Below are 26,118 nucleotides of genomic sequence, written 5' to 3' on the forward strand. Positions count from 1 at the left end.
GGTCCGTTGTCGTACTTCCGTGCTGATCTCGATTGTCGTGCCGTGCTTCAACGAAGAGGAGATCATCGGCCGCTTCCACGCCCGCGTGACCACGGAACTCGAACGCCTCGAAGCCGAGACCGGGACGGGGTTCGAGCTGGTCTACGTGGACGACGGAAGCCACGACCGTACGCTCCCGCTGCTGGAGGAGACGGCCGCCCGCGACCCCCGATCCCGTACGCGCTACGTCTCCTTCAGCCGGAACTTCGGCAAGGAGGCCGCCATGCTGGCCGGCCTGCGCCACGCGACCGGGGACGCCGTCGTCGTCATGGACGCCGACCTCCAGCACCCGCCCGAGCTGCTGCGCCGCATGCTGGAGCTGCACGGCGAGGGCTTCGACCAGGTCGTCGCGCGCCGCACCCGCACGGGCGACCGCGTCACCCGCACCCTGGCCGCCCGCGCCTACTACCGGCTGGTCAACCGTCTCGTCGACGTCGAGCTCGTCGACGGCGTGGGAGACTTCCGCCTCCTGTCGCGGCGCACCGTCGACGCGGTCCTGGAGCTCACCGAGTACAACCGCTTCTCCAAGGGCCTCTTCGCCTGGGTCGGCTTCGCCACGACGACCCTCGCGTACGAGAACGCGGCCCGCGAGCGGGGCCGCTCGAAGTGGACCTTCCGCCGGCTCCTCAACTACGGCCTCGACGGTCTGCTGTCCTTCAACGACCGCCCGCTGCGCGCCGCCCTCCACCTCGGCCTGCTGCTGGTCTCCCTCGCCGCCGCGTACGCCGCCTGGATCGTCGGCGCGGCCCTGGTGAAGGGCGTCGACACCCCCGGTTACGTCACCCTGCTGGTCACGGTGACGGCGCTCGCGGGGGTCCAGATGGTGATGCTCGGGGTCGTCGGGGAGTATGTGGGGCGTATCTATTACGAGGTGAAGCGCCGCCCGCACTTCCTGGTGAAGGCGTCGAACACCACCGCGCCGCCACCCCGGCGTGACCGTTCAGGGGAGCTCGTACGCCGATGACCGTCCAGGGCCAGAGTCGGGGCCGGGTCCAGGGCAAGGTCCGGGGCCAGATCGTCAGGTTCGCGCTCGTGGGCGTGGTGAACACCGCCACGTACTACGGCTTCTACCTGCTGTTCCTGTCCCTGAGCCTGCCCTACGTGGCCGCGCACGTCGTCGCGTTCCTCCTCTCCATGACCGGCTCCTTCTTCCTGAACAGCCACTTCACCTACCGCACCCGGCCGACCTGGCGGAAGTTCCTGCTGTTCCCGCTCACCAACGCCGCCAACTTCGTCATCACGACGAGCGGCGTGTGGCTCCTGGTCGACGTGGCAGGCCTCTCCAGCCGCTACGCCCCGCTCCTGGCCGCGGCGGCGGCGATCCCGATCACCTTCGTCGTCTCGCGGACGATCATGCTGCGGCCCGAGCCGCCGAGCGCCCCTCCGGCGGAGCGAGCCGAGGCCGTGCCCTGCGCTCGACATGGCGAGGTATGAGCGAGATCCTGAAGAGGACAACTCGCACCGGTAACCCTCGTGCACATCAGTGGGCCGCGCACCGGCGCAGTCGCCCGGCGACGCGGCCAGAGGGCGGTGCCGCACCCGAAGCGCGGTGCTTCACGGCCGCGGGCGACGGGACCGGGCCGAGCCCGGCCGGCCCGCACCCCCTCCGGCCGTCTCACATCAGCAGACACATGCTCCAAGGCCACATGCCGGTAGTCCCGGCTGCGTGCGCGCGATGGGAGACAAGCGATGAAGAGAAGGATCATCTCGGTGGCGACAGCGGCATGCTTCCTCACCGGAAGCGTGGGCGTCGGCGCCCTGGCCGCGGAGGCGTCCGCGGCACCGGCCATCACCTGCCAGGTGACCAAGGGAGCGGGCAAGACGTTCGGCGTCTCGGGGAGCGGCTTCCCGGACAACGAGAAGGTGACGGCCACCAACTCCAAGGGTGCCGTGGTGGGCACCACCACCACGCTGCCGGGTGGCGGGTTCGAGTTCACCGGACTGCCCAACGACACCTACACCGTGACGTCCAAATTCGCCAAGGTGACGTGCCCGAAGGCCAACGTGCCGGACGAGAAGAAGGAGGACAAGAAGAAGGAGGACAAGAAGAAGAACGACAAGAAGAAGAAGGAAGACAAGAAGGCGAAGGAGCAGTACCGCAAGGGGCACACCGACGGCTTCAACGCCATCAAGAAGAACTGCAACGCCAAGCCTCCGAAGAACATCACGGCCCTGGACCCGAACTACGAGAAGGGCTACAAGGCGGGCGCGAAGCTCGCCGCGGACAAGTTCTGCAAGTAGCGTGCGCAGTCGGTGACATCCGGGCCGGGCGGTGCCACGTGGTCGCCGCCGGTCCGGTCCGTCCGGTCGACCCGCGCCGTGTGCCCCACCGGCCCGCCGGGGATTCCGGCCGGGCCGCGCCCGTTCCCGCGCATATCCCTTCGGCGCGACCGGTGGGCCGGTGAATCGTTGACCGAAGCGGCCGGAAGAGCCGGCGACGACCGAATCAGCCGCGGCATTGCTGCCGAAGTAGTGGCCCAGGCCACGTCCACTGCCTACCATCGATCACCGCAAGGTCGTTCCTACTGACGCACGACCCACGCCGGGAGGCTCCTTTGCACCGCCTGCATCGACGCCGTCGCACCGCGCTCTCCGTCTCCGCCGCGTTCCTCGTGGCCGGGCCCCTGCTGGCGGGGTGCGGGAGCCAGGCGCATCCAGGGGCCGCGGCCGTCATCGACGGGCAGCGGATCGAGGTGGCCGCCCTCCAGGCACAGGTCAAGGACGTGCGCAGTGCGCAGGAGGCGTCGCCGCAGGCCGCGGAGCTGGTGAAGGCGACCGGGGACCTCAACCGCGAGAAGCTCAACGGCATGATCTTCGACCGGGTCGTGGAGAAGGTCGCCGCCGACCACGGCATCACCGCCAGCCGCAAGGAGATCCAGGAGACCCGGCGCTCGGCGGCCCGGCAGACCGGCGGCGAGGAGCAGCTGGCCGCGATGCTGCTCCAGCAGCAGGGCGTGGCGCCCGACGAGATCGACGCCGTCGTCCGCCGCAACGTCCTCATGAACAAGATCGCCGAGAAGCTCGGGGCCACGAATACGCCCGAGGGGCAGAAGAAGCTCACCGAGGTCTTCGCCGCCGCCTCCAAGGCGCTCGACATCGAGGTGAACCCCCGCTACGGCACGTGGGACAACGACAAGATCCAACTGGGCGAGTACCGGGCCCCCTGGATCCGGGAGCTGGGCGCCCAGCAGCAGATGTAGGTTCGTGGGGTGAACGCTGACACCCCCGGCCGTATCGTCCTGCTCACCGCCAGCCACCGCGTCGCGCCCGGGCTGCTGTCCTGGCCCGCGTGGCAGACGCTGCACGCCGCCGACCGGGTGCTGTGCGCCGACGCCGGCCACCCGCAGCTGCCGTACCTCCGCGAGGCGGGCGTCGCCGTGGAGATCACCGCGCCCACCGCGCAGGAGCTCGTCGACGCCTGCGCCGGCGGCCGCACCGTCGTGGTCGTCCCGTCCGGCGAGGGCGACAGCGCCCTCACGGACGGGCTGGCCCGCATGGCCGGCTCCGGCCGCGTGGCCATGCCCGACTTGGAGCTGCTCCCCGGCTCGTACGACCTGCCGGGCGCCCGGCTGCTGGACCTGGTCGAGGTCATGGACCGCATCCGGCGCGAATGCCCCTGGTCGTCGCGGCAGACCCACGAGGGCCTCGCCAAGTACGGCATCGAGGAGGCGTACGAACTCGTCGAGGCCATCGAGGACGGCGACCGCGACGAGCTGCGCGAGGAGCTCGGCGACGTACTCCTCCAGGTCGTCTTCCACGCCCGCATCGCGCAGGAGCACGACGAGGAGCCGTTCTCGATCGACGACGTCGCCGGCACCATCGTCGACAAGCTCATCCACCGCCACCCCCACGTCTTCGGCGAGGAGCGCGCCGAGACGCCGGAGGAGGTCAAGGAGCACTGGCTCCGTACGAAGGCGATCGAGAAGCAGCGCGAGTCGGTGACCGACGGCGTCCCGCTGGGCCAGCCGGGCCTCGCCCTCGTCGCCAAGCTCGCGAGCCGCGTGCGCAACGCCGGACTCGACGTGCCGCTGCCGTCGGGCGAGGGCATCGGTTACGAGCTCCTCGCCCTCGCGGTCCGCGCCGAGGCCGACGGCGTCGACCCGGAGGCGGCGCTGCGGGCGGCGGGGCGGGCGTACCGGGACGCGATCCGCGCGGCGGAGGGGCACGCGGCTCAGTAGCGTGTCCCTGAAGGACGAACAGGGCGGGGGCCATGGACGAGGAGACGCGGGCGGCCGAGGTCGCCGCCGTGCGCAATCAGGTGTCCGGCGGCATGGCTGCGGGCATCGTGCAGGCCGGCTCGATCGGCGCCGTCCACGTGGGTGCGGCCTCGCCGCCCGATCCTTTCCTCTGGCTGCGGGTCCGCGAGACGGACCCGGTGGCGCTGGGCGGCCGCCACTATGACGGCCCGTACGTCCGCCGGGACCGCGACGCCGAACTGGCGGAGCTGGGCGGGCTGGTCGTCGTCACCGGCGAGCCGCTGTCCGGCAAGACCACGACCGCGTGGGCGGCGATGGTCCGCGCGCTGCCGGATCACCAGGTGTGCGTGCCCCCGCGGGGCGCCGACCTGCGGCCCCTGGCCCGGCACGACGGCGGCCCGTGGGTGCTGTGGCTCGACGACCTGGAGGGCCACCTCCACGAACGCGGCCTGGACCCGGGGCTGCTGGCCCGGCTGACCAGCCAGGGTGTGCCGGTGCTCGCGACGATGTCGGACGAGGCGTACGACGAGCACCGCTTCGGTGCGTCGGCACACGCGCGGGTGCTGAGCCGGGGGCGGACGGTGGAGCTGGGCCTGGAGTGGAGCGAGGCGGAGCTCGGGCGGCTCGAAGAGAGCGCCGATCTGCACTACTGGGGCGCGTCGGAGTGGCGCGGCCGGACCGGCGTGACGCAGTACTTGGGCATCGGCCCGGAGCTGTGGGCCGAATGGCAGCGGGCTCGCCGCCCGGCCAACCACCCACGTGGCTACTGGCTGGTCAGGGCGGCCATCGACTTGGCCCGGTGCGGGATCAGCGAGCCGCTACCGGTGGAGCTGCTGCGCGAGACGCACGAGCTGTACGACTCGGATGCAGTCTCGGGCGAGTCCTTTGAGGACGCCCTCGCCTGGGCAGCCCGGACCCGGCTCGGCATCGCGGGCTTGCTGGTCGAGGTGGGTGGCGGCTGGCGCCCTTACGGCTCCCTGGTCGCGGACGCGCTGGGCGAGGACGACCTGTGGCCAGTGCCGTACAGGATCGTGGAGGCCGCCCTCGCGTACGATCCCGAGGCCGTGACACCGGTCGCGCGCGAGTACTACCGGGCGGAGGCGAAAGCCGGGGACACGGAGGCGATGTACCGCTTCGCGCGGCTTACCGACGACGAGGCGTGGTTCCGGAAGGCCGCTGAGTCGGGCCACGCGGGCGCCTGTCGCGAGCTGGGCCGGTTGCTCGCCGATCGCGGCGAGACCCGGGAGGCGGAGCCGTACCTGGAGACCGCCGCAGGGGCGGGGGACGTGGAGGCGGCGACCTTGCTGGGGAAGCTGCTGTGGGGCCGGGCGAAGCACTGGTTGGGCAAGGCGGCCCTGGCCCATGACGCCGAGGCGGCGCACCTGTACAGCGAGGCTTCCTTCGGCAGAGGCGCCACCGGAAGGAGCGAGACGCCCTCGTGGACCGCCGAGGAACAGCGGTGGATGTACAAGCGCACCGACAAGTCGCAGCCCGGTGCCCGGGAAGCGCTCTTCGCCAAGGTGGAAGCCAAGGCGGATACCGTCGAGGGGTGAACGCCTCGAACCACCGAAACGCCGCCCCCGAGCTCTTCACCTGGGAGTTCGCCACCGACCCCTACCCCGCGTACGCCTGGCTCCGCGAGCACGCCCCCGTGCACCGCACCAAGTTGCCGAGCGGGGTCGAGGCGTGGCTGGTCACCCGGTACGCGGATGCGCGGCAGGCGCTCGCCGACCAGCGGCTCAGCAAGAATCCGGCGCATCACGACGAGCCCGCGCACGCCAAGGGCAAGACCGGCATTCCGGGGGAGCGCAAGGCGGAGCTGATGACGCACCTGCTGAACATCGACCCGCCGGACCACACCCGGCTCCGGCGCCTGGTGTCGAAGGCGTTCACGCCGCGGCGGGTGGCGGAGTTCGCGCCGCGGGTGCAGGAGCTGACGGACCGGTTGATCGACAACTTCGCTACAAAAGGGAGCGCGGACCTCATCCACGAGTTCGCGTTCCCGCTTCCCATTTACGCGATTTGCGACATGCTGGGCGTCCCGCCCGAGGACCAGGACGACTTCCGGGACTGGGCCGGGATGATGATCCGGCACGGCGGCGGGCCGCGCGGCGGGGTCGCGCGGTCGGTGAAGAAGATGCGGGGCTACCTCGCCGAGCTGATCCACCGCAAGCGCGAGGACCTCGGAGAAGACCTGATCTCGGGGCTCATCCGGGCGAGCGACCACGGCGAGCACCTCACCGAGAACGAGGCCGCGGCGATGGCGTTCATCCTCCTCTTCGCCGGGTTCGAGACCACGGTCAACCTCATCGGCAACGGCGTGTACGCCCTGCTGCGCAACCCGGGCCAGCGCGCCCGGCTGCAGGAGTCCCTCGCCGCGGGCGAGCACGGGCTGCTGGAGACCGGGGTCGAGGAGCTGCTGCGGTACGACGGGCCCGTGGAGCTCGCCACGTGGCGGTTCGCGACGGAGCCGCTGACCATCGGCGGGGAGCGCATCGCGGCGGGTGACCCGGTGCTGGTGGTGCTCGCGGCCGCCGACCGGGACCCGGAGCGGTTCGCGGAGCCCGACACGCTGGACCTGGCGCGGCGTGACAACCAGCACCTCGGGTACGGGCACGGCATCCACTACTGCCTCGGCGCGCCGCTCGCCCGCCTCGAAGGGCAGACCGCGCTGGCGACGCTGCTGACCCGGCTGCCGGACCTCCGACTCGCGGTGGATCCTGCCGATTTGCGGTGGCGCGGAGGGCTCATTATGCGTGGACTGCGCACGCTCCCGGTCGAGTTCACCCCCTTTGCGGAGCCCTCAGACGTGACGACGACATGACGATCCGTCAGTAATGTGATCTTCGCGTAATCTCCGCTGCATCGACTTGTGACTAGCGTTCGAATGCCGCTACGTTCACCGTCACCTCAGCAGTCACGCGAAAGGCACACCGCATGCGCTCCGGGAACGGCAGGCACCGTCGACCCCGTCAGGCCCCCGCCATCGTTGTCGCGGCAGGGGTGACCGGATCCGCCATCGCCCTTCCGCTGCTCGGCGCCGGCTCCGCGTCGGCCGTCGACGCCCACACGTGGGACCGGGTCGCCGAGTGCGAGTCCGGCGGCGCGTGGAGCGCCGACATGGGCAACGGCTTCTACGGCGGACTCCAGCTCTCGCAGGAGACGTGGGACGCGTACGGCGGCAAGCAGTACGCCCTGCGCCCCGACCTCGCCAGCCGCGCCCAGCAGATAGCCGTGGCGGAGCAGGTCTACGCCGCGACGGGCGTGAAGACCTGGGAGACCTGCGCCCCCATCGTCGGCCTGGGCGGCACCGCCGCCGCGCCGGCGAAGGGCGCCAAGCCCGACGCGTCCACCGACGCCGCGACGCCCGAGGCCACGCCGGACGCCGCTCCCGAGACGCCCGCCCCGGCCGGGGCCGACGCCACGCAGCCGGTGGAGCCCACGGAGCCCGTGGCTCCGGCCGACCCGGTCGAGAGCCTCCTGCCGACCGAGCCCGCCGAGCCCACCACCCCCACCACGCCGGACGCCGCCCCGGACGCGGCCGCCCCGGCCGCCCCGCCGGCCCCCGGCACCGGAAAGCACCGCGGCGCGCCCGACCCCGCGGAGCCCCCGGCGGCGACGGACCCGGCGGCCACGGACCCGGCCGCACCGGAAGGTGGCACCACCACCGGCGCCGACAATTCGGTCAGCGGGCGCGAAACGGACGGCCACGCCTCGCGGGGTGACGGTGCGGCACGCGACCTGGCGGACGCCCAGCCGGGCGCGTACACCGTCCGCCCCGGCGACAGCCTCTCCGCCATCGCCGCGGAGAAGGACCTCGAAGGCGGCTGGACCGCCCTCTACGACGCCAACCGCCAGACCGTGGGCGAGGATCCGGACCTCATCCTCCCCGGCCAGAGCCTCGATCTGGCGCCCGACAAGCCCTAGTTGACCCGGGTCAGGCAGGGGCTATTGGTGCCCCTATGTCCGGTTCTGCGCCAGTGAGACATGAGTCTCTTTATGCCAACTGGCGCCTCACGAACGCACGATGTGTCCGTTCCGCCCCTCACCTGCGCAAACGTCCGTCAAGCGCAAGGCAGTAGGGGCGGATTGACCCGGATGTCCGTCTTTGAACTTCGCCGGGCTCTGTGTTTACGGTCTTTATCGCTCGCCACCGCGGGCCCCTCCGACCGGTACGCCGAATCCTGCCGCCGGACGCGAGGGAACAGTCGTCGCGTCATGCGCCGAAGGCAGGAGCGGGGGACCCAAGGTAGGTGCCGGCCCCCGGCCGTCGAATGACGGTCCGTGAGCCGGCTTGGGGTGAGGCCGCGCGAAAGCGCGGCGGGGCAGCTCATCAGCCCTAACCCGACAGCTCACCTCGCAGGCGTCGGTGAGGAGATGCTCCATGCTGTTTTCCAGCAAGGTTTCCGGCAAGGCCAAGCACCGTCGCCCGTCCAAGGCGGTCCGTTTCGCCGCGTTCGCCGGCATCACCGGCGTCGCCGTGGCCGCCCCGCTGATGGGTGCCACCTCCGCCTCGGCCGCCACCTCCGCCGAGTGGGACAAGGTCGCCCAGTGCGAGTCCGGCGGCAACTGGTCCATCAACACCGGCAACGGCTACTACGGCGGCCTGCAGTTCTCGGCCTCCACCTGGGCCGCGTACGGCGGCACCGCGTACGCCTCCACCGCCGACCAGGCCAGCAAGGCCCAGCAGATCGAGATCGCCGAGAAGGTCCTGGCCGGCCAGGGCAAGGGCGCGTGGCCGGTGTGCGGCGTGGGCCTGTCCAACGCCGCGTACAACGGCGGCGCCGCCGAGCGCACGGCCGAGCAGCCCACCACCCGCAGCGAGCAGCGCACCGCGCCGAAGGCCGCCCCCAAGGCGCCGAAGGCCGCCGAGTCCGCGCCGAAGGCCGAGTCGAAGACCGTCACCACCCCGACCGGCAAGAAGGTCGAGAAGGGCGACGGCGAGTACGAGGTCAAGGCCGGGGACACGCTCAGCACCATCGCCGCCGAGAAGAAGGTCGCGGGCGGCTGGGAGAAGCTCTTCGAGCTGAACAAGGACATCGTCGACGACGCCGACCTCATCTACGTGGGCCAGCAGCTCCACCTGAGCTGACCCCCGTATGGCCCCGGCCCGACCGCTGACGCGGCGGGCCGGGGCCTTCGCGGTTACCCGCAGGTAAACCTTGCGCGGTTTTGCCCCGCTATCGGGTCCCTCGGGTCGTTTTTCGTCCCACGAGACGGGCGTCGGCTGGCCCCGGCCCCCCGGCCGGTTAGGCTCTTGTCGCACGGCGCAAGGCCAAAGAGACCCTGCACCCTGCACCGCTCGCGTCACCATTAGCGTCACATCCCAGAAGGAGATGCTCGTGCCGTCCATCGACGTCGTCGTAGCCCGGGAAATCCTGGACTCCCGAGGCAACCCCACGGTCGAGGTCGAGGTCGGCCTCGACGACGGCAGCACCGGCCGTGCTGCCGTTCCGTCCGGTGCCTCCACCGGTGCGTTCGAGGCCCTCGAGCTCCGCGACGGGGACAAGGACCGCTACCTCGGCAAGGGTGTCGAGAAGGCCGTCCTCGCCGTCATCGAGCAGATCGGCCCGGAGCTCGTCGGCTACGACGCCACGGAGCAGCGGCTGATCGACCAGGCGATGTTCGACCTGGACGCCACGCCGGACAAGTCCTCGCTCGGCGCCAACGCCATCCTCGGCGTCTCCCTCGCCGTCGCGCACGCCGCCTCCGAGGCGTCCGACCTGCCGCTCTTCCGCTACCTGGGCGGCCCGAACGCGCACCTGCTGCCCGTTCCGATGATGAACATCCTGAACGGCGGCTCGCACGCCGACTCCAACGTGGACATCCAGGAGTTCATGATCGCCCCGATCGGCGCGGAGTCCTTCTCCGAGGCCCTGCGCTGGGGCGCCGAGGTCTACCACACCCTGAAGAAGGTCCTGAAGGACAAGGGCCTCTCCACGGGCCTGGGCGACGAGGGCGGCTTCGCCCCGAACCTGGACTCCAACCGTGCCGCCCTCGACCTCATCCTCGAGGCCATCAAGCAGGCCGGCTACACCCCGGGCAAGGACATCGCGCTGGCGCTCGACGTCGCCGCGTCCGAGTTCTACAAGGACGGCGCGTACGAGTTCGAGGGCAAGTCCCGCTCGGCCGCCGAGATGACCGACTACTACGCCGAGCTCGTCGAGGCGTACCCGCTGGTCTCCATCGAGGACCCGCTGTTCGAGGACGACTGGGACGGCTGGAAGACCATCACCGAGAAGCTGGGCGCCAAGGTGCAGCTGGTCGGCGACGACCTGTTCGTCACCAACCCGGAGCGCCTGGCCCGCGGCATCGAGGAGGGCGCGGCCAACGCGCTGCTCGTCAAGGTCAACCAGATCGGCTCGCTGACCGAGACCCTCGACGCCGTCGAGCTGGCCCAGCGCAACGGCTTCAAGTGCATGATGTCCCACCGCTCCGGCGAGACCGAGGACGTCACCATCGCCGACCTGGCCGTCGCCACCAACTGCGGCCAGATCAAGACCGGCGCCCCGGCCCGCTCCGAGCGCGTCGCCAAGTACAACCAGCTGCTGCGCATCGAGGAGATCCTCGACGACGCGGCGGTGTACGCCGGCCGCAGCGCCTTCCCGCGCTTCCGCTTCTCGGGCGAGTAAGGCCGAGAGGCCCTCAGTAGCCCGGTTACGTACGTCCCCGGCCACGGTCCCGTACCGTGTCCGGGGACGTACGTACGTAACGGGGTGCAGGGGAGGAGCGAGGATGGCCCGGGACCGGTTCTCGACCGCGACCAGGCTGCGGCTGCTCACGGAGCAGACCGCCGCCCGCGTGTACCGCTCCCAGACGCGCCGTCAGGACCGCCGCTCCCGGCTCACCGGCCGCGCGGCCTTCCTCGCGCTCGTGGTCTGCTCGATGGTGGTGGCCCTGGCGTACCCGATGCGCCAGTGGGTCTCCCAGCAGAGCGAGATCGCCGAGCAGGAGCGGCTGGCGGCCGAGGCGGCCGAGCGCGTCGAGCGGCTGCGCGACGAGAAGGCGCGGCTCCAGGACGACGCCTACATCAGGCGCCTCGCCCGCGCACACCTGCACTACGTACGCCCCGGGGAGACCGGTTACACGGTCATCGACCCCGACGCGGTGCGCCAGCGCCGCACCGACCAGGGCGCGGCCGACCGCGCCTGGTACTCCAACCTCTGGGACGGCGTGGACTCCGCCGACCGCACCGACGGCACGGACCGCGCCGCTCGCACCGACCGCAAGTAGAACCCAAGGCAGGCATGGAAACGCCCCCTCCGCAGACCGAACGCACCGAACCCACCGAGGCGGACGTCGCGGCGTTCGAGGAACAGCTCGGCCGCCCGCCGCGCGGCCTGCGCGCCATCGCGCACCGCTGCCCGTGCGGCAACCCCGACGTGGTGGAGACCGCGCCCCGGCTGCCGGACGGCACGCCGTTCCCGACGACGTACTACCTCACCTGTCCGCGCGCGAACTCCGCGATCGGCACGCTGGAGGCGAACGGCGTCATGAAGGAGATGACCGACCGGCTGCAGTCCGACCCGGAGCTGGCGGCCGCCTACCGGGCCGCGCACGAGGACTACATCGCGCGCCGGGACGCCATCGAGGTCCTGGAGGGCTTCCCGAGCGCGGGCGGCATGCCGGACCGCGTGAAGTGCCTGCACGTGCTCGTCGCGCACTCGCTGGTGGCCGGCCCGGGCGTGAACCCGCTGGGCGACGAGGCGCTGGCGATGCTGCCGGAGTGGTGGGCCAAGGGCCCGTGCGTCGGCGCCCACCGGGAGGACGCGCAGTGACGACCCGGGTCGCCGCCATCGACTGCGGTACGAACTCCATCCGCCTGCTCGTCGCCGACGTCGACCCGACCACCGGTCAGGTCACCGACCTGGACCGGCGGATGACGATCGTCCGCCTCGGCCAGGGCGTCGACCGGACCGGCCGGCTCGCCCCCGAGGCGCTGGAGCGGACCTTCGCCGCCTGCCGCGAGTACGCCGGCGTCATCGAGGAGTACGGCGCCGAGAGGCTGCGTTTCGTGGCCACCTCGGCCTCGCGCGACGCCGAGAACCGGGACGACTTCGTGCGGGGCGTGCGGGAGATCCTGGGCGTGGAGCCCGAGGTCGTCAGCGGCGACCAGGAGGCGGAGTTCTCCTTCACCGGGGCCACCAAGGAACTGCCCGGCACCGGGGAGGAGTACCTGGTGGTGGACATCGGCGGCGGCTCCACCGAGTTCGTCGTCGGCACCGAGCACGCGCGCGCGGCCCGCTCCGTGGACATCGGCTGCGTACGGCTGACCGAGCGTCATGTGCGCAGCGACCCGCCCTCGGAGGCGGAGGTCGCGGCGATCCGGGCGGACGTCGAGGCGGCCCTCGACCTCGCGGAGGAGACCGTTCCGCTGCGTGGGGCGGGGACGCTGGTCGGGCTGGCCGGATCGGTCACCACGGTGGCGGCGATCGCGCTCGGCCTGAAGGAGTACGACTCGGTGGCGATCCACCGCTCCCGGATCTCCTACGAGCAGGTCGCGGAGGTCACCGGGCGGCTGGTCGCCTCCACCCACGACGAGCGTTCCGCGATCCCGGTGATGCACCCGGGCCGGGTGGACGTCATCGCCGCCGGGGCGCTGGTGCTGCTGGCCGTGATGGACCGGATCGGGGCGCGGGAGGTCGTGGTCTCCGAACACGACATTCTGGACGGAATCGCCCTCTCGCTGGTCTGACGCGGGACCGCCGGACGGCCGGCCGGAAGGGTCGCCGGACGGCCCGTCGGGAAAGTTCGTGAAGTTCTTCACAAGGAAAAGGGCCCTGAGGGGGGTCGCGGAGGCGTTTCGGGGCCTCCAAGGGCCCCTTCGGGGCCCTTTCCCGTCCTCGTGAGGGGCACCTCACCTATGTTTCGCAGGCGTGAACTCCGGTGCGGTCCACCGTTGCAAGGTGCTCTCTGTCCCAGTTCAACGGGGGTGAACAACGTCTTCCGTTACACCGCGGTTCCCCTGCGGCGCCATGACCTCGGTCACGTGGGCGGCGGAGTGTAGCAGAGGTCCCCCGGAAGCTTGTGAAGGGGCGCACGAGCGACCCCCCTCCAGCGGGTGGATACTCGATGGCATGAGCACCACGGAGCGTCCCAGGATCCTCGTAGTAGGCGGTGGGTACGTAGGCCTGTACGCAGCTCGGCGCATTCTCAAGAAGATGCGCTACGGCGAGGCGACCGTCACGGTCGTCGACCCCCGGTCGTACATGACCTACCAGCCCTTCCTGCCCGAAGCCGCCGCCGGCAGCATCTCGCCGCGGCACGTCGTCGTCCCGCTGCGACGCGTGCTGCCCAAGGCCGAGGTACTCACCGGCCGGGTCACCAGCATCGACCAGGACCGCAAGGTCGCCACGGTCTCGCCGCTCGTCGGCGAGGCGTACGAGCTGCCGTTCGACTACCTGGTCATCGCGCTCGGCGCGGTCTCCCGCACCTTCCCGATCCCCGGCCTCGCCGAGCAGGGCATCGGCATGAAGGGCATCGAGGAGGCCATCGGCCTGCGCAACCACGTCCTCGAGCAGCTCGACAAGGCCGACTCGACGACCGATGAGGAGGTTCGCCGCAAGGCGCTGACCTTCGTCTTCGTGGGCGGCGGCTTCGCCGGCGCGGAGACCATCGGCGAGGTCGAGGACCTGGCGCGCGACGCCGCGAAGTACTACAAGAACGTGAAGCGCGAGGACATGCGCTTCATCCTGGTGGACGCCGCCGACAAGATCCTCCCCGAGGTCGGCCCGAAGCTCGGCCAGTACGGCAAGGAGCACCTGGAGAGCCGTGGGGTGGAGATCTACCTCAACACCTCCATGGACTCCTGCGTCGACGGCCACGTGGTGCTGAAGAACGGCCTGGAGGTCGACTCCAACACCATCGTCTGGACCGCCGGTGTGAAGCCGAACCCGGTCCTCTCCCGCTACGGCCTGCCCCTGGGCCCGCGCGGCCACGTCGACACCGACGTCACCCTGCAGGTCAAGGGCACCGACTACATCTGGGCCGCGGGCGACAACGCCCAGGTCCCGGACCTCGTCGGCCGCAAGGCGGGCAACGAGAACGCCTGGTGCCCGCCGAACGCCCAGCACGCGCTGCGCCAGGCCCGGGTCCTCGGCGACAACGTGATCTCCGGCATGCGGGGCTTCCCGCAGAAGGAGTACAGCCACGCCAACAAGGGTGCGGTCGCCGGTCTCGGCCTGCACAAGGGCGTCGCGATGATCGTCATGGGCAAGATGAAGATCCGCCTCAAGGGCCGTCTCGCCTGGTACATGCACCGCGGCTACCACGGCATGGCCATGCCGACCTGGAACCGCAAGATCCGCGTCTTCGCGGACTGGACGCTCGCGATGTTCCTCAAGCGCGAGGTCGTCTCGCTCGGCGCCATCGAGTCGCCGCGCGAGGAGTTCTACGAGGCGGCCAAGCCGGCGCCGCAGGCGTCGTCCTCCTCCGCGACGCCGCCGCAGAAGGCCAAGGCCTCCTGACGCACGCTCAGCGCTGAGCCGGACCGGCCGTAAGTCCGGCTCCCGAGGGGCCGCCCGCCATCCGTGGTGCGGGCGGCCCCTTCGCGTTGCCCGCGCGCCGGCCCTGGCGCTTCTTTGCCCTTCCATTGCGTCGTTCCGGGACTGTCACCCGTCGCTGTCGGTGTTTACGTGGTGACGAGCATTTCTGGGATCGAACGTCACGGAGGTGTGCACCATGGCCGACGCCGCGTCGCGGCTCACCACTCTCGCCGAGGACCTGCTGGGAGTCCCCCTGCCGGTCCGGATCCGGGCCTGGGACGGGAGTGAGGCGGGGCCTCCGGGCGACGTCCCCGTGCTCGTCATCCGCAGCCGCCGGGCCCTGCGGCGGATGCTGTGGAAGCCGGGGGAGATGGGCCTGGCGCGGGCGTGGGTGGCCGGTGAGCTCGACGTCGACGGCGATCTGTACGAGGCCCTCGACCGGCTCGCCGGCTTCATCTGGGAGCGCGGCGCCGACGCGAAGGACCCCGTCCACGCCCTGCGCGACCCGCAGGTACGGGCGGCGGTCCGCGGGCTGGTGAAGATAGCCGGCGCCTGGCTGCCGCCCGCGCCACCCGCCGAGGAGGTCCGGCGGCGGACCGGGCCGCTGCACACCAAGCGCCGCGACAAGGAGGCCATCAGCCACCACTACGACGTCGGCAACGACTTCTACGAGCTCGTCCTCGGCCCGTCGATGGTCTACTCCTGCGCGTACTGGACGGAAGGCGGCACCCTGGAGGACGCCCAGCGCGACAAGCTCGACCTGATCTGCCGCAAGCTCGGCCTGAAGGAGGGCGACCGGCTGCTCGACGTGGGCTGCGGCTGGGGCTCCATGGCCATCCACGCGGCCCGCGAGTACGGCGCCAGAGTCGTCGGCGTCACCCTCTCCACCGAACAGGCCGCCTTCGCGCGCAAGCGCATCGCCGAGGAGGGCCTCACCGACCGGATCGAGATCCGCGTCCAGGACTACCGGGACGTCAGGGACGGGCCGTACGACGCGATTTCCTCCATCGGGATGGCCGAACACGTCGGCGCCGTCCGTTACCGCGAGTACGCCGACGCCCTGTACGCCCTGCTCAAGCCGGGCGGCCGGCTCCTCAACCACCAGATCTCGCGGCGCCCCGAGCCGGACGAGACCGCGTACCACGTGGACGAGTTCATCGACGCGTACGTCTTCCCCGACGGGGAGCTCGCACCCATCGGCCGCACCACCGCCACCCTGGAGGAGGCCGGGTTCGAGGTCCGCGACATCGAGGCCCTCCGCGATCACTACGCCCTCACCCTGCGCCAGTGGGTGGCCAACCTGGAGGCCGACTGGGCCCGGGCGCAGCGCCTGACCTCCCCCGGCCGCGCGCGGGTCTGGCGCCTCTACATGGCCGCGTCCGCCGTCTCCTTCGAGCGCAACCGCATCGGCGTCAACCAGGTCCTGGCGGTGAAGACGCCCGAGAGCGGGGCGTCGGGGATGCCGCTGCGGCCCAGACGGTGGACCGGGGGCGGCGACCGCTGACACGCCGAGGGCCGGGCCCCCGCACCACGGGAGGACCCGGCCCTTCGGCACATCACCGGCGGAGTTACTCGGCCTTGATGGCGTTCAGCATGTTCAACTTCGCGGCGCTGCGCGCCGGCCACATCGCGGCGAGGACGCCGACCAGCGCGGCCAGGACCAGGAAGATCCCGATCCGGTCCCACGGGATGACCAGGGCGTAGCCGGGCAGTCCGGGCTTGATGGACTGGCCGATCGCCCAGCCCAGGAACGTGCCGAGCCCGATGCCGACCACCGCGCCGAAGACCGAGATGACCACGGCCTCCAGCCGCACCATCCGCTTCACCCGACGCCGGTCCAGGCCGATCGCCCGCAGCATGCCGATCTCCTGCTGCCGCTCGAAGACCGACATGGCCAGGGTGTTGACGACGCCGAGCACCGCGATGATCAGCGCCATCGCCAGCAGGCCGTACATGATGTTCAGCATCATGTTGATCATGCCGCCGAACTGGTCGCGGATGTCCTGCTTGTCCATGACGTTGATCGCCGGGTTGTTGCCCAGCGCGTCGACCAGGGCCTTCTCGTTCGCCGCGGTGTCACCGCCGTCCATCGTCACGAAGATCTGCGGCATGAACGGCTTGTTCTCGTGCGGCGCGACGACCTCGGTGGCCACCAGCGCCGGCGACAGGAACTCGGTGTCCTTGAAGAGGGCGCCCACGGTCAGCTCGCCCTTCTTCTCGTCGGCGAAGGTGACCGGCAGGGTGTCACCGACCTTCCAGTTCCGCTTGGCGGCGGTCTTCTCGGCGACCGCGATCCGCCCCTCGCCGAGGGAGGCCAGCGAACCGTCCACCACCTCGACCTTCAGCACTTGCTCGATGTCACCGGGCGTGACGGCCGACGCGGAGATCCAGTCGTCCCCGATGTCGAAGGACGTGGCCTGCTGCGGCGAGACGGCCTTGACGCCCGGGGCCTTCTGCAGTGCGCTCAGCGCGGACTCGTCGAGGGCGCCGCCGCTGGCCATGGCGACCATGTAGTCGGCCTTGATCTGGTCCGTGGTCATCTTGTCCAGCGCCGTGCCGACCGTGACGCCCAGCACCGACAGGCCGGTGACCAGGGTGAGGCCGATGGCCAGCGCGGAGGCGGTGGCGCCGGTGCGGCGCGGGTTGCGGACCGCGTTCTGCCCGGCGAGCTTGCCGGAGACGCCGAAGGCGCGTACCAGCAGCGGGCGCACGAGGGCGATGACCGGGCGGGCGAGCAGCGGGATGAGCACGATCACACCGACCAGTGCGAGGAAGGCACCGCCGGCGATCAGCCACCGGCCGTCGGAGCCGGCCGCGGCGCCCGCCACGATCAGCGCCGCGCCGGCGGCGGTGATGAGCGCGCCGATGGAGTTGCGCACCACCAGGGACTTCGTCGTCGCCACCGCGTGGACGCTGCTCATCGCGGCCACCGGCGGGATCTTCGCGGCGCGGCGGCCGGGCAGCCAGGCGGCGAACATGGTGATCAGGACGCCCACGGCGAGCGAGGCGAGCATCGGCGTCGTACCGATGACGAGCGACCCGTCGGGCATCTTCATGCCGAACGCCGCCATCCCCGAGCGCAGTCCCACGGCCAGGGCCACACCGAGCGCGAAGCCGACGACGGACGCGACCAGGCCGACCAGACCGGCCTCGGCCAGCACCGAGCGGGTGATCTGCTTGCGGGACGCGCCGACGGCGCGCATCAGCGCGAGCTCCTTGGTGCGCTGCGCGACCAGCATGGTGAAGGTGTTGGAGATCAGGAACACGCCGACGAAGAGCGCGATGCCGGCGAAGCCCAGCAGCATCTGGTTGAGGCTGTTCAGCTCCCTCTCGATCATCTCCGCCTGCTCGTCCGCGAGCGCGGCACCCGTCTGTGCGGTGGCGCTCTCGGGGATGAGCGGCTTCACCGCGTCGAGGATCTTCGCGTCGTCGGCGCCGGGCGCGGCGGTGACCGTCAGCTCCTTGTAGTAGCCCGGCTTCAGGTAGAGCTGCTGGGCGACGGAGGTGTCGAACATCACCAGGCTGCCGCCGGCGTTCACGGCGCCGTCCTCGGTGGTGAAGACACCCGCGAGGGTGTACTCCTTCACCGGCCCGTTGGTGGCCACCCGCACCCGGTCGCCGACCTTGTACGCGCCCTTGGCGGCGGTGTCCTTGTCGAGCGCGATCTGGTCGTCCCTCACCGGGCCGGAGCCCTCGGTGAAGTCGTAGGCGACGTCCTTGCCGTCCTTGCCGGGGGCGAAGTTGGAGCCCTTGTTGGACCAGCCGACGCCGATGAGCTTCCCGTCGGGGTCGGCGACGCCGGCGAAGCCGTCCACCCGGCCGGTGACGGAGGCGACCCCGTCCAGCTTCCCGACCTTGTCGAGGGTCTGCTGGGAGAGGCCGGGCTCCTGCTTGGCGTCGTCCTGGTCGGCGTACGAGGTGACGGCGACGGCGACGTCGTCGTAACTCCTGGCCGACTGGTTGCGGAAGGCGTGGGAGAGGGTGTCGGTGAAGACCAGGGTGCCGGAGACGAAGGCCACGCCGAGCATGACGGCGAGCACGGTCATCAGCAGCCTGGCCTTGTGCGCGAGCACGTTGCGCAGGGCGGTACGGAACATGAGTGAGGTCCTGGGAGTGGGTGCGGGCGTACGGGGCGGTCGGCTGGTCGACCGGTCGGCCGGCTGGGTGGCTGGGCGGCCGGTCCGGTCAGCCGGTCAGCTGGTGCGGCCCTTGGTGTCGAACTCCTTCATGCGGTCCAGCACGCCGTCCGCCGTCGGGCGGAGCATCTCGTCGACGATGCGGCCGTCCGCCAGGAAGACCACGCGGTCCGCGTACGAGGCGGCCACCGGGTCGTGGGTGACCATGACGACCGTCTGGCCGAGCTCGCGCACGGAGTTGCGCAGGAAGCCCAGCACCTCGGCGCCGGAGCGCGAGTCGAGGTTTCCGGTGGGCTCGTCGCCGAAGATGATCTCGGGGCGGGAGGCCAGCGCGCGGGCGACCGCCACGCGCTGCTGCTGGCCGCCGGAGAGCTGCGCGGGGCGGTGGGAGAGGCGGGCGGACAGGCCCACCATGTCGATGACCTTGCGCACCCACTCCTTGTCGGGCTTGCGGCCCGCGATGTCCATCGGGAGGGTGATGTTCTCGGCCGCCGTCAGCGTCGGCAGCAGGTTGAACGCCTGGAAGATGAAGCCGATCTTGTCCCGGCGCAGCTGGGTGAGCTGCTTGTCCTTGAGGGAGCCGAGCTCGGTCTCACCGATGCGGACCGAGCCGGAGCTGAAGGTGTCCAGGCCGGCGACGCAGTGCATCAGGGTCGACTTGCCGGACCCCGACGGGCCCATGATCGCGGTGAACTCGCCCTGTCCGAACTCCACGGTGACCCGGTCCAGGGCGACCACCTGGGTCTCACCCTGTCCGTAGACCTTGGACAGATCCGTGGCGCGGGCGGCCACCGTGGTGGCGCGGTGGGCGAGGGGGGTGGTGGTCACGAGGGTGCTCCTGTCGGGAACGGCGGTTCGAATCGAGGACTCGTCCATCGTCCGCGCCGGCCACCCCGCCGGACGTCCGTCCGCGTGCCCGTATCCGGGGCAGTCTCGAGTCGGACCGGGGGCCCTGCCCCTCCTCCTGAGGTATGACACGACCCCTGAGAACCACCCCGCCACCGGGTCCGGTCGCCCCGCGGACGGCCCTCGGTGCCCCTCGCCGGTCATCGCCCGGTCTTCGCCCGGTCATCGCCCGGTCTTCGGTCGGTCATCCGGTGGTCCGCGCGCCGGAGCGGGGCGGCGACTTTCCGTCATTCCTTTGCGCGGTTCTTTGCTGCCGCGAGTCCGATACGGCTACCGCGCCACGCGCCTCACCTGCGCTGACGCACCCTCAAGCGTCAATAAAATAAGACAACATCGGGCCAGCGTTCCGCTGTTCGAGGGACGCCTCCGGATAGGCTCATGTGCCATGCGGAGCCGCGTTCCGCGCCCGGGTGGTGGAATGCAGACACGGCGAGCTTAAACCTCGCTGGCCTTAGGCCGTGCCGGTTCGAGTCCGGCTCCGGGCACTCACCGTCCGCACCGCCGGGAGCGGTCCCACGGCTTCGCCCGGGACCCCGCCCAGAAGGAAGCGGACGACGCCGTCCTCGTCGTTGGACGCCACGATGTCAGTGGTCCGGACGCGCACGTCCGGGTGGGCGTTGGCGGGTGCGACCCGTCGGTCGGCGACCGGCCGCCGCGAGCGGCGGTCACGGTCGTCGGCGGGCCTCTCCGGCGGGCCTCTCCGGCGGGCCTCTCCGGCGGGGGCGGGTGGTGCGGTGCCCGGAGATCATAGGGGGCGCCCCGGAAAGGGTCGTATGCCTGCTGAGCGGGCGTTCTGTGCGTTCCGGCCCGAAAGATCCTCCCCGAGCACTAGGGTGTTTCTTTTGCGTCCCCATTACTCTTGTCTCAAGGCCGCGCACGGCGGCCATGGAGGAGTGAGATGAGGAGCAGCAACCCGGTCTTCTCGCGACGGGGGTTCAGCCGCGACAACGGCGGCTACGCGGGCTTCAACGCGCAGCAGCCGGCCGGGGGCCCCGCCGCTGGAACCAACCCGTACGCGACGAACCCTTACGCCACCAACCCCTACGCGCAGGACGCCGTCCAGCTCGGCGCCCCGCAGGCACCGGCGCGCACGGGGGCCATGACGATCGACGACGTGGTCACCCGCACGGGCATCACGCTCGGTACGGTCTTCGTCACCGCGACGCTCGCCTGGCTCCTGCTGCCCGTCGACCCGGCGAACATCGGCAAGTCGTACGGCATCGGCATCGGCGCGGCCCTGGTGGCCTTCGTCTGCGCGATGATCCAGGCCTTCAAGCGCAAGGCGTCGCCCGCGCTGATCCTGGCGTACGCGGCCTTCGAGGGCGTCTTCCTCGGGGTCATCTCCAGCGCCGTCTCCACGTACGTCACGCCGGGCGCGGTCCCGCAGGCGGTGCTCGGCACCATGGCGGTCTTCGCCGGCGTGCTCATCGCGTACAAGATGCGCTGGATCCGCGTCACGCGGCGCTTCTACGGCTTCGTGATGGCGGCCGCGCTCGGCTTCATCCTGCTGATGGCGGTGAACGCGCTGTTCGCCGTCTTCGGCGGCGGTGACGGCCTCGGCTTCCGCAGCGGCGGCCTCGGCATCATGTTCGGCGTGATCGGCATTGTTCTCGGCGCGTGCTTCCTGGCCCTGGACTTCAAGCAGGTCGAGGACGGCATCACCTACGGTGCCCCGCGCGAGGAGTCGTGGCTGGCGGCCTTCGGCCTCACCATGACGCTGGTGTGGATCTACCTGGAGTTCCTGCGGCTGATCTCGATCCTGCAGGGCGACGACTGACCCCACCCACGCGGAACGCGTCACGCGGAACAGGGAAGGCCCCGTACCGGCGAGAGCCGGTGCGGGGCCTTCCCGTCTGTCCCGTCCGAGTGCCGTCAGAGGAGTTTGCGCGCCGCCCGGCGCAGGTCGTACTCGTGGATGATCGCCTTGGCGTGCCCGTACGCGAGGTTGTGCTCGCCCCGGAGCCAGCTCACCTTCTCCTCGAAGCGGAGGAGGGAGGGGCCTTCCTCGACGGTGCGAAGCCAGTCGGCCACTTCACGGCCGGTGCAGGCGGGAATGCGCGCGAGCAGATTTCGGTGGGTCTCTTCGGAGAAGACTTGGGACATCGGCGCCTCCGGACGCTGTGCGCGTGTGCTCCTTCACGTCACCGTGCCTGAGCGTTCGCGTATTGGCAACAGTGCCGTACCGGCGCATAGGGTCGCGGCGTGGTGGACACGACTGAATTGACCCGTGCCGTGGAACGTTTCGCCGACTGGCTGCGGGCCGCCCCGCAGAGCCGCCTCCAACGGGGCGCGGCCGCCGAAGGGCTCGCGCTGGCAAGGGAGTTGGCGCTGCGGGCGCAGCGTCTCGAGGACCCGGGGGCGGAGCCGCGGACCATGCCGGACGCGGGGGTGTTCAGCGTCGCCGACCAACTTGTGGTGGCCGGTAACGATCTGGCGGAGGTTCTGCGGACGGCCCCGGCCCCCGGCGGCGCGGCCGCCGAGCAGCTGGACGAGGCCGTGGGGCTGGTGGAGCGGGCGGCGGCCAGGGCCCGTCTTTCGGATCAGGCCGGATAAGGGAGCGGGGTCTGGTGCCGTACATCGCAAGGCGGAGGAGGGAGGCACTGCGGAGCAGTGGCGACCGACGACAACGCGGCGAGGTGCGGTGCCAGGGCACGCGAGCCCGGCAAGATCCGGGAGACAGGCCCTAAAGCGAGGCTATGACGCGGTCGGCGAGGACGTAGACGTTCTCGGAGCCGCCGTCACCCTCGTCGCACGAGAAGGTCAGGGCGTACGCGCCGGAGACGCCGGAGCCGCCGAGCAGGACCGGTGCCGCGCCCTTGCGCAGCGCGTCCGCGAGGCGCTCGGCGGTCTCGCGGTGGCCGGGGGTCATGCACAGCGTCGTGCCGTCGGCGAAGACGTACACGTCGAGCGTGCCGAGGGGGCCGGGGCGTACGTCGGTGAGCGCCGTACGGGCCTCGGCGAGCTCCTCCAGGCGGGCCACGGTGCGCTCGTGGTCGGTGACGACGGGCGTCTGGACCGGCACGAAGTCCGGGTGCGAGGGGTGCCGGCGGCGGGCGGCGGCCAGCTCGGGGGAGTCCTCGGGGAACTCGGGGAGCTCGTACTCGGCGGCGTACTCGGCGTAGTCCGCGTCGTCGCGGTCGCGGTCGTGGTCGCCGTCGAGGCCCAGGGCCTCCAGGCCCACGAAGTCCGCCTGGCGCGGTACGAAGAACGGGCCGTCGTCGGGGAGGCCGGACAGGCCGCCGCCCAGCAGCGTGCCGGGGGCGTCGGCGGCGTCGCGGGCCTCCTGGGCGGCCCAGAAGGCGCGCGCCTCGGCGAGCTCGCGTTCGCGCTCCTCGGCCAGGGCCTCGGCGACGGCGGCGCGTATGTCGTCGGTGGTGGTGCGGGCGTGGGGCACGGTGGGGGCGTGGTCGGCGAGGTCGTGCGCGGCGGCGAGATCGGCGCGCAGGGCGACCACCTGCTTGCGCAGCCCGTGCGCAGCGTGCAGGGCGGCGGCGCCCACGGCCGTGGCGGTGGCCGTGGTCAGCAGCAGGGCGAGAGACATGGCGCTCACTGACTTACTCCCGGTTTCAATCGATCCCCCGCACTTCCTACATCAGCTTGTCGTGTCCTCGCGCCCCCTGTCAGTGCATTACGTCACGAATTGGACAGGTATTTCGTCACCTGGATTTCACTCCCTCCCCGGTTGACCTGCATAAATGGATCTCCCCCGGGATGTAGGTCACATCCTGGGGGAGATTCGGTCACGACTGGGACGCGGTGCGATTAACTGCTCAGCTCAGCCGCTCGATCTTTTGGTCGCGCTTCGCTTCGCTACCGCTGCGGGCAGGTGCCGCCCTCGTTCCTCGGGCGCCCCCTACCCTCCGCTCCAGCTCAGCTCAGCCGCTCGATGACCATCGCCATGCCCTGGCCCCCGCCCACGCACATGGTCTCCAGGCCGAACTGCTTGTCGTGGAACTGCAGGCTGTTGATCAGCGTGGTGGTGATCCGCGCGCCCGTCATGCCGAAGGGGTGGCCCACGGCGATGGCGCCGCCGTTGACGTTCAGCTTCTCCAGCGGGATGTCCAGGTCCCGGTAGGACGGGATGACCTGCGCGGCGAACGCCTCGTTGATCTCGACCAGGTCGATGTCGCCGATGGTCAGCCCGGCACGGCGCAGCGCCTGCTTGCTGGCCTCGACCGGGCCGTACCCCATGATCTCGGGGGACAGGCCCGAGACGCCGGTGGAGACGATGCGGGCCAGCGGGGTCAGGCCCAGCTCGCGCGCCTTGGTGTCGGACATGATGACGAGCGCGGCGGCGCCGTCGTTCAGCGGGCAGCAGTTGCCGGCGGTGACGAGGCCGTCGGGGCGGAAGACCGGCTTGAGGCCCCGGACGCCCTCGAGCGTGACGCCCGCGCGCGGGCCGTCGTCCTGGGAGACGACCGTGCCGTCGGGCAGCGTCACCGGGGTGATCTCGCGCTGCCAGAAGCCGTTCTTGATGGCCTCCTCGGCGAGGTTCTGGGACCGTACGCCGAACTCGTCCATGTCCTGGCGGGTGACGCCCTTGAGGCGGGCCAGGTTCTCGGCGGTCTGGCCCATCGCGATGTACGCGTCGGGCAGCAGCCCGTCCTCGCGCGGGTCGTGCCAGTCGGCGCCCTCCTGCTGCGCGCGGGCCGCGGTGCGGGCCTCGGCCTCGGCGAAGAGGGGGTTGTGCGTGTCGGGCAGGCCGTCGCTGGTGCCCTTCACGGAGCGGGAGACCATCTCGACGCCGGCGGAGATGAAGACGTCGCCCTCGCCCGCCTTGATGGCGTGCAGCGCCATGCGGGAGGTCTGCAGCGAGGAGGAGCAGTAGCGCGTGACGGTGCAGCCGGGCAGGTGGTCCATCCCCATCTGCACGGCGACGATACGGCCGAGGTTGTGGCCCTGCTCACCGCCGGGCAGGCCGCAGCCGAGCATCAGGTCGTCGATGTCGCGCGGGTCGAGCTCGGGCACCTTGGCGAGCGCGGCCTGGATGATCGTGGCGGTCAGGTCGTCCGGCCGCAGGTCCTTCAGGGAGCCCTTGAAGGCCCGGCCGATGGGGGAGCGGGCGGCTGAGACGATCACGGCTTCGGGCATCGGGGCTCCAGGTGCGGTGGGGCGGATGGCGGACCTGTGAGGTGAAGTTACCCGCACGTATCGCGCAGGTCACTGCACGGAACGTGTGATGAGCGCCGCATTTCTAAGCGCTCGCTCAGGCGTGCCGGGTGTACGGGCCGCTACGCGGGGCGCTCCCGGGCGTCGCCGCGGGCGTCCGGCCAGTCCGGCGACGGCTCGGGTGCCGGGCCCGTGACCGGGGGCAGGCGCCGGCGGCGGCGGTGCTTGAGGCGGGCCCAGGGGGCGCGGGCCGGGGTGACCTCCGTACCGGCCTCCTCCGCGGCCTCCGCCGCCGCCTTCGCGACCGGCAGGATGCCCTCGCGGCGGTCGGCCTCCAGCCGCTCCTCCTCCGGCCAGACGCCCAGGGCGGCGCAGACCGTGGGCAGGACGGCCATCGCCGCCGTCGCGTACCCCTCGGCCGAGGGGTGGTAGTTGTCCGCGCCGAACATCTCGCGCGGGTTCGCCTCGAACTCCGGACCCAGCAGGTCGCCGAGCGACACCGTACGGCCGCCCTGCTCCACGACCACGATCGTCTGGGCGGCGGCCAGCTGGCGCGAGGCCCGCCGCGCCACCCAGCGCAGCGGCTGGTACACCGGCTCGATGGTGCCCAGGTCGGGGCAGGTGCCGACCACCACCTCCGCGCCCGCGGTGCGGAGCCGCCGCACCGTCGTCGACAGGTAGCGCACGGACTGGGTCGGTGACATCCGGTGCGTCACGTCGTTCGCGCCGATCATGATCACGCACACGTCGGGGATCCGCCCCGGGTGCGCGAGCAGCAGCGTGGCCTGGCGCTCCAGGTCGTCGGAGCGGGCGCCGGGGAGGGCGACGTTGCGTAGCTCGACGGGACGCTCCGCGACCGCCGCGAGCCCCGAGGCCAGCAGCGCGCCCGGTGTCTGGCCGGCCCGCCGCACACCCTGGCCCGCCGCCGTAGAATCGCCCAGAAGGGCGAGCCTGACCGGCTCGGAGCCCCCGAAACCACGGCCGTACAGCCCGTCGGCCGCCGGTGGCAGCGGCGCCACCCCGCCGCCCACGGAACGCTTCGCCAGCTGGACCTCCGCCAGCAGCACCCCCACCGCCGCCGCGCCCAGCAGCCCGAGGCCCCCGCCGCCGTACGCCGCGCCCGCGGCGATCCGTCGCGCCACCCTCGCCCTCGACATAGGGGCAGTCACCTCCTCCAGGCAGTACAAGAGCTAACTGCCCCGTAACCGCCTCGTCCTACGCATACGCTGGCGGGACCATTACGGAGAC

The 26,118-nt window shown here is 71.3% G+C and carries 23 protein-coding genes, 1 tRNA gene and 1 riboswitch; of the genes, 18 read left to right on the top strand and 6 right to left on the bottom strand.

Annotated features, from left to right (window positions below; genetic code table 11):
* Positions 1 to 19 precede the first annotated feature (19 nt).
* The 15 genes from AC07FJ_RS18090 to AC07FJ_RS18160 all read left to right on the top strand — a co-directional run bounded on the left by AC07FJ_RS18090 (position 20) and on the right by AC07FJ_RS18160 (position 16,223).
* Positions 20 to 1,003 (top strand): glycosyltransferase family 2 protein, encoded by a 984-nt coding sequence (locus AC07FJ_RS18090; RefSeq protein WP_479050017.1) that lies wholly within the window; start codon positions 20 to 22, stop codon positions 1,001 to 1,003.
* A complete protein-coding gene (locus tag AC07FJ_RS18095; protein ID WP_479050019.1) occupies positions 1,000 to 1,473 on the top strand; it encodes a GtrA family protein in 474 nt (157 codons plus the stop codon). Before AC07FJ_RS18090 ends, AC07FJ_RS18095 begins: the two co-directional genes overlap by 4 nt.
* Positions 1,474 to 1,749: 276 nt before the next feature.
* Entirely contained in the window at positions 1,750 to 2,280 is a 531-nt protein-coding gene (locus AC07FJ_RS18100) for a hypothetical protein (protein ID WP_479050021.1), read from the top strand.
* Positions 2,281 to 2,603: 323 nt separating this feature from the next.
* The gene (locus AC07FJ_RS18105; protein WP_479050203.1) at positions 2,604 to 3,239 is read left to right on the top strand and encodes a SurA N-terminal domain-containing protein; all 636 of its coding nucleotides are present in this window, start codon (positions 2,604 to 2,606) and stop codon (positions 3,237 to 3,239) included.
* Positions 3,240 to 3,248: 9 nt separating this feature from the next.
* Positions 3,249 to 4,217 carry a nucleoside triphosphate pyrophosphohydrolase gene (locus tag AC07FJ_RS18110; RefSeq protein ID WP_479050023.1) on the top strand — a complete coding sequence of 323 codons (969 nt, stop codon included), beginning with the start codon at positions 3,249 to 3,251 and terminating at the stop codon, positions 4,215 to 4,217.
* Between the two features lie 32 nt (positions 4,218 to 4,249).
* The gene (locus tag AC07FJ_RS18115; protein ID WP_479050025.1) at positions 4,250 to 5,788 is read left to right on the top strand and encodes a tetratricopeptide repeat protein; all 1,539 of its coding nucleotides are present in this window, start codon (positions 4,250 to 4,252) and stop codon (positions 5,786 to 5,788) included.
* On the top strand, positions 5,785 to 7,059 hold the full coding sequence (locus AC07FJ_RS18120) for a cytochrome P450 family protein (protein ID WP_479050027.1): 1,275 nt from the start codon (positions 5,785 to 5,787) through the stop codon (positions 7,057 to 7,059). Before AC07FJ_RS18115 ends, AC07FJ_RS18120 begins: the two co-directional genes overlap by 4 nt.
* A 179-nt stretch (positions 7,060 to 7,238) precedes the next feature.
* Positions 7,239 to 8,162: a transglycosylase family protein gene (locus AC07FJ_RS18125; RefSeq protein WP_479050029.1), complete on the top strand. Its 924-nt coding sequence runs from the start codon at positions 7,239 to 7,241 to the stop codon at positions 8,160 to 8,162.
* A 284-nt stretch (positions 8,163 to 8,446) separates the two neighbouring features.
* Positions 8,447 to 8,616, top strand: a riboswitch (cyclic di-AMP (ydaO/yuaA leader).
* A 3-nt stretch (positions 8,617 to 8,619) separates the two neighbouring features.
* On the top strand, positions 8,620 to 9,327 hold the full coding sequence (locus AC07FJ_RS18130) for a transglycosylase family protein (RefSeq protein ID WP_479050031.1): 708 nt from the start codon (positions 8,620 to 8,622) through the stop codon (positions 9,325 to 9,327).
* A gap of 250 nt (positions 9,328 to 9,577) precedes the next feature.
* Positions 9,578 to 10,867: a phosphopyruvate hydratase gene (eno, locus tag AC07FJ_RS18135; protein WP_355361930.1), complete on the top strand. Its 1,290-nt coding sequence runs from the start codon at positions 9,578 to 9,580 to the stop codon at positions 10,865 to 10,867.
* Positions 10,868 to 10,970: 103 nt separating this feature from the next.
* Positions 10,971 to 11,468, top strand: a complete 498-nt coding sequence (locus AC07FJ_RS18140; RefSeq protein ID WP_479050033.1) for an FtsB family cell division protein — start codon at positions 10,971 to 10,973, stop codon at positions 11,466 to 11,468.
* A 14-nt stretch (positions 11,469 to 11,482) separates the two neighbouring features.
* Positions 11,483 to 12,013: a DUF501 domain-containing protein gene (locus tag AC07FJ_RS18145; RefSeq protein WP_361418300.1), complete on the top strand. Its 531-nt coding sequence runs from the start codon at positions 11,483 to 11,485 to the stop codon at positions 12,011 to 12,013.
* Entirely contained in the window at positions 12,010 to 12,930 is a 921-nt protein-coding gene (locus AC07FJ_RS18150; RefSeq protein ID WP_479050035.1) for a Ppx/GppA phosphatase family protein, read from the top strand. Before AC07FJ_RS18145 ends, AC07FJ_RS18150 begins: the two co-directional genes overlap by 4 nt.
* Before the next feature lie 382 nt (positions 12,931 to 13,312).
* Positions 13,313 to 14,701, top strand: coding sequence for an NAD(P)/FAD-dependent oxidoreductase (locus AC07FJ_RS18155; RefSeq protein WP_361418306.1), 1,389 nt, complete (start codon positions 13,313 to 13,315; stop codon positions 14,699 to 14,701).
* 214 nt (positions 14,702 to 14,915) lie between these two features.
* Positions 14,916 to 16,223 carry a class I SAM-dependent methyltransferase gene (locus AC07FJ_RS18160; protein WP_479050037.1) on the top strand — a complete coding sequence of 436 codons (1,308 nt, stop codon included), beginning with the start codon at positions 14,916 to 14,918 and terminating at the stop codon, positions 16,221 to 16,223.
* Positions 16,224 to 16,287: 64 nt separating this feature from the next.
* Here AC07FJ_RS18160 and AC07FJ_RS18165 read toward each other — a convergent pair whose 3' ends face one another.
* Together AC07FJ_RS18165 and AC07FJ_RS18170 are read right to left on the bottom strand one after the other, a co-directional pair.
* Entirely contained in the window at positions 16,288 to 18,816 is a 2,529-nt protein-coding gene (locus tag AC07FJ_RS18165) for an ABC transporter permease (protein WP_479050039.1), read from the bottom strand.
* 96 nt (positions 18,817 to 18,912) lie between these two features.
* The gene (locus AC07FJ_RS18170) at positions 18,913 to 19,683 is read right to left on the bottom strand and encodes an ABC transporter ATP-binding protein (protein ID WP_468289089.1); all 771 of its coding nucleotides are present in this window, start codon (positions 19,681 to 19,683) and stop codon (positions 18,913 to 18,915) included.
* A 482-nt stretch (positions 19,684 to 20,165) separates the two neighbouring features.
* On the opposite strand from AC07FJ_RS18170, the gene AC07FJ_RS18175 reads away from it, so the two are divergent.
* Positions 20,166 to 20,246, top strand: a tRNA-Leu gene (locus AC07FJ_RS18175).
* Positions 20,247 to 20,659: 413 nt separating this feature from the next.
* Positions 20,660 to 21,538, top strand: coding sequence for a Bax inhibitor-1/YccA family protein (locus AC07FJ_RS18180; RefSeq protein ID WP_479050041.1), 879 nt, complete (start codon positions 20,660 to 20,662; stop codon positions 21,536 to 21,538).
* A gap of 95 nt (positions 21,539 to 21,633) precedes the next feature.
* Here the strand turns inward: AC07FJ_RS18180 and AC07FJ_RS18185 are convergent, their stop codons facing one another.
* Entirely contained in the window at positions 21,634 to 21,864 is a 231-nt protein-coding gene (locus AC07FJ_RS18185; protein ID WP_355362153.1) for a DUF4287 domain-containing protein, read from the bottom strand.
* 99 nt (positions 21,865 to 21,963) lie between these two features.
* Between AC07FJ_RS18185 and AC07FJ_RS18190 the strand changes: the two genes are divergently transcribed.
* Positions 21,964 to 22,314, top strand: coding sequence for a hypothetical protein (locus tag AC07FJ_RS18190; RefSeq protein WP_479050044.1), 351 nt, complete (start codon positions 21,964 to 21,966; stop codon positions 22,312 to 22,314).
* 130 nt (positions 22,315 to 22,444) lie between these two features.
* Here AC07FJ_RS18190 and AC07FJ_RS18195 read toward each other — a convergent pair whose 3' ends face one another.
* The 3 genes from AC07FJ_RS18195 to AC07FJ_RS18205 form a co-directional block, all read right to left on the bottom strand.
* Entirely contained in the window at positions 22,445 to 23,302 is an 858-nt protein-coding gene (locus AC07FJ_RS18195; RefSeq protein WP_479050205.1) for a hypothetical protein, read from the bottom strand.
* Between the two features lie 329 nt (positions 23,303 to 23,631).
* Positions 23,632 to 24,852 (bottom strand): acetyl-CoA C-acetyltransferase, encoded by a 1,221-nt coding sequence (locus AC07FJ_RS18200; protein ID WP_361418325.1) that lies wholly within the window; start codon positions 24,850 to 24,852, stop codon positions 23,632 to 23,634.
* Positions 24,853 to 24,992: 140 nt separating this feature from the next.
* A complete protein-coding gene (locus tag AC07FJ_RS18205; protein ID WP_479050046.1) occupies positions 24,993 to 26,027 on the bottom strand; it encodes an SGNH/GDSL hydrolase family protein in 1,035 nt (344 codons plus the stop codon).
* Positions 26,028 to 26,118: the final 91 nt, after the last annotated feature.

The sequence above is a fragment of the Streptomyces sp. NPDC045998 genome, assembly GCF_056430285.1.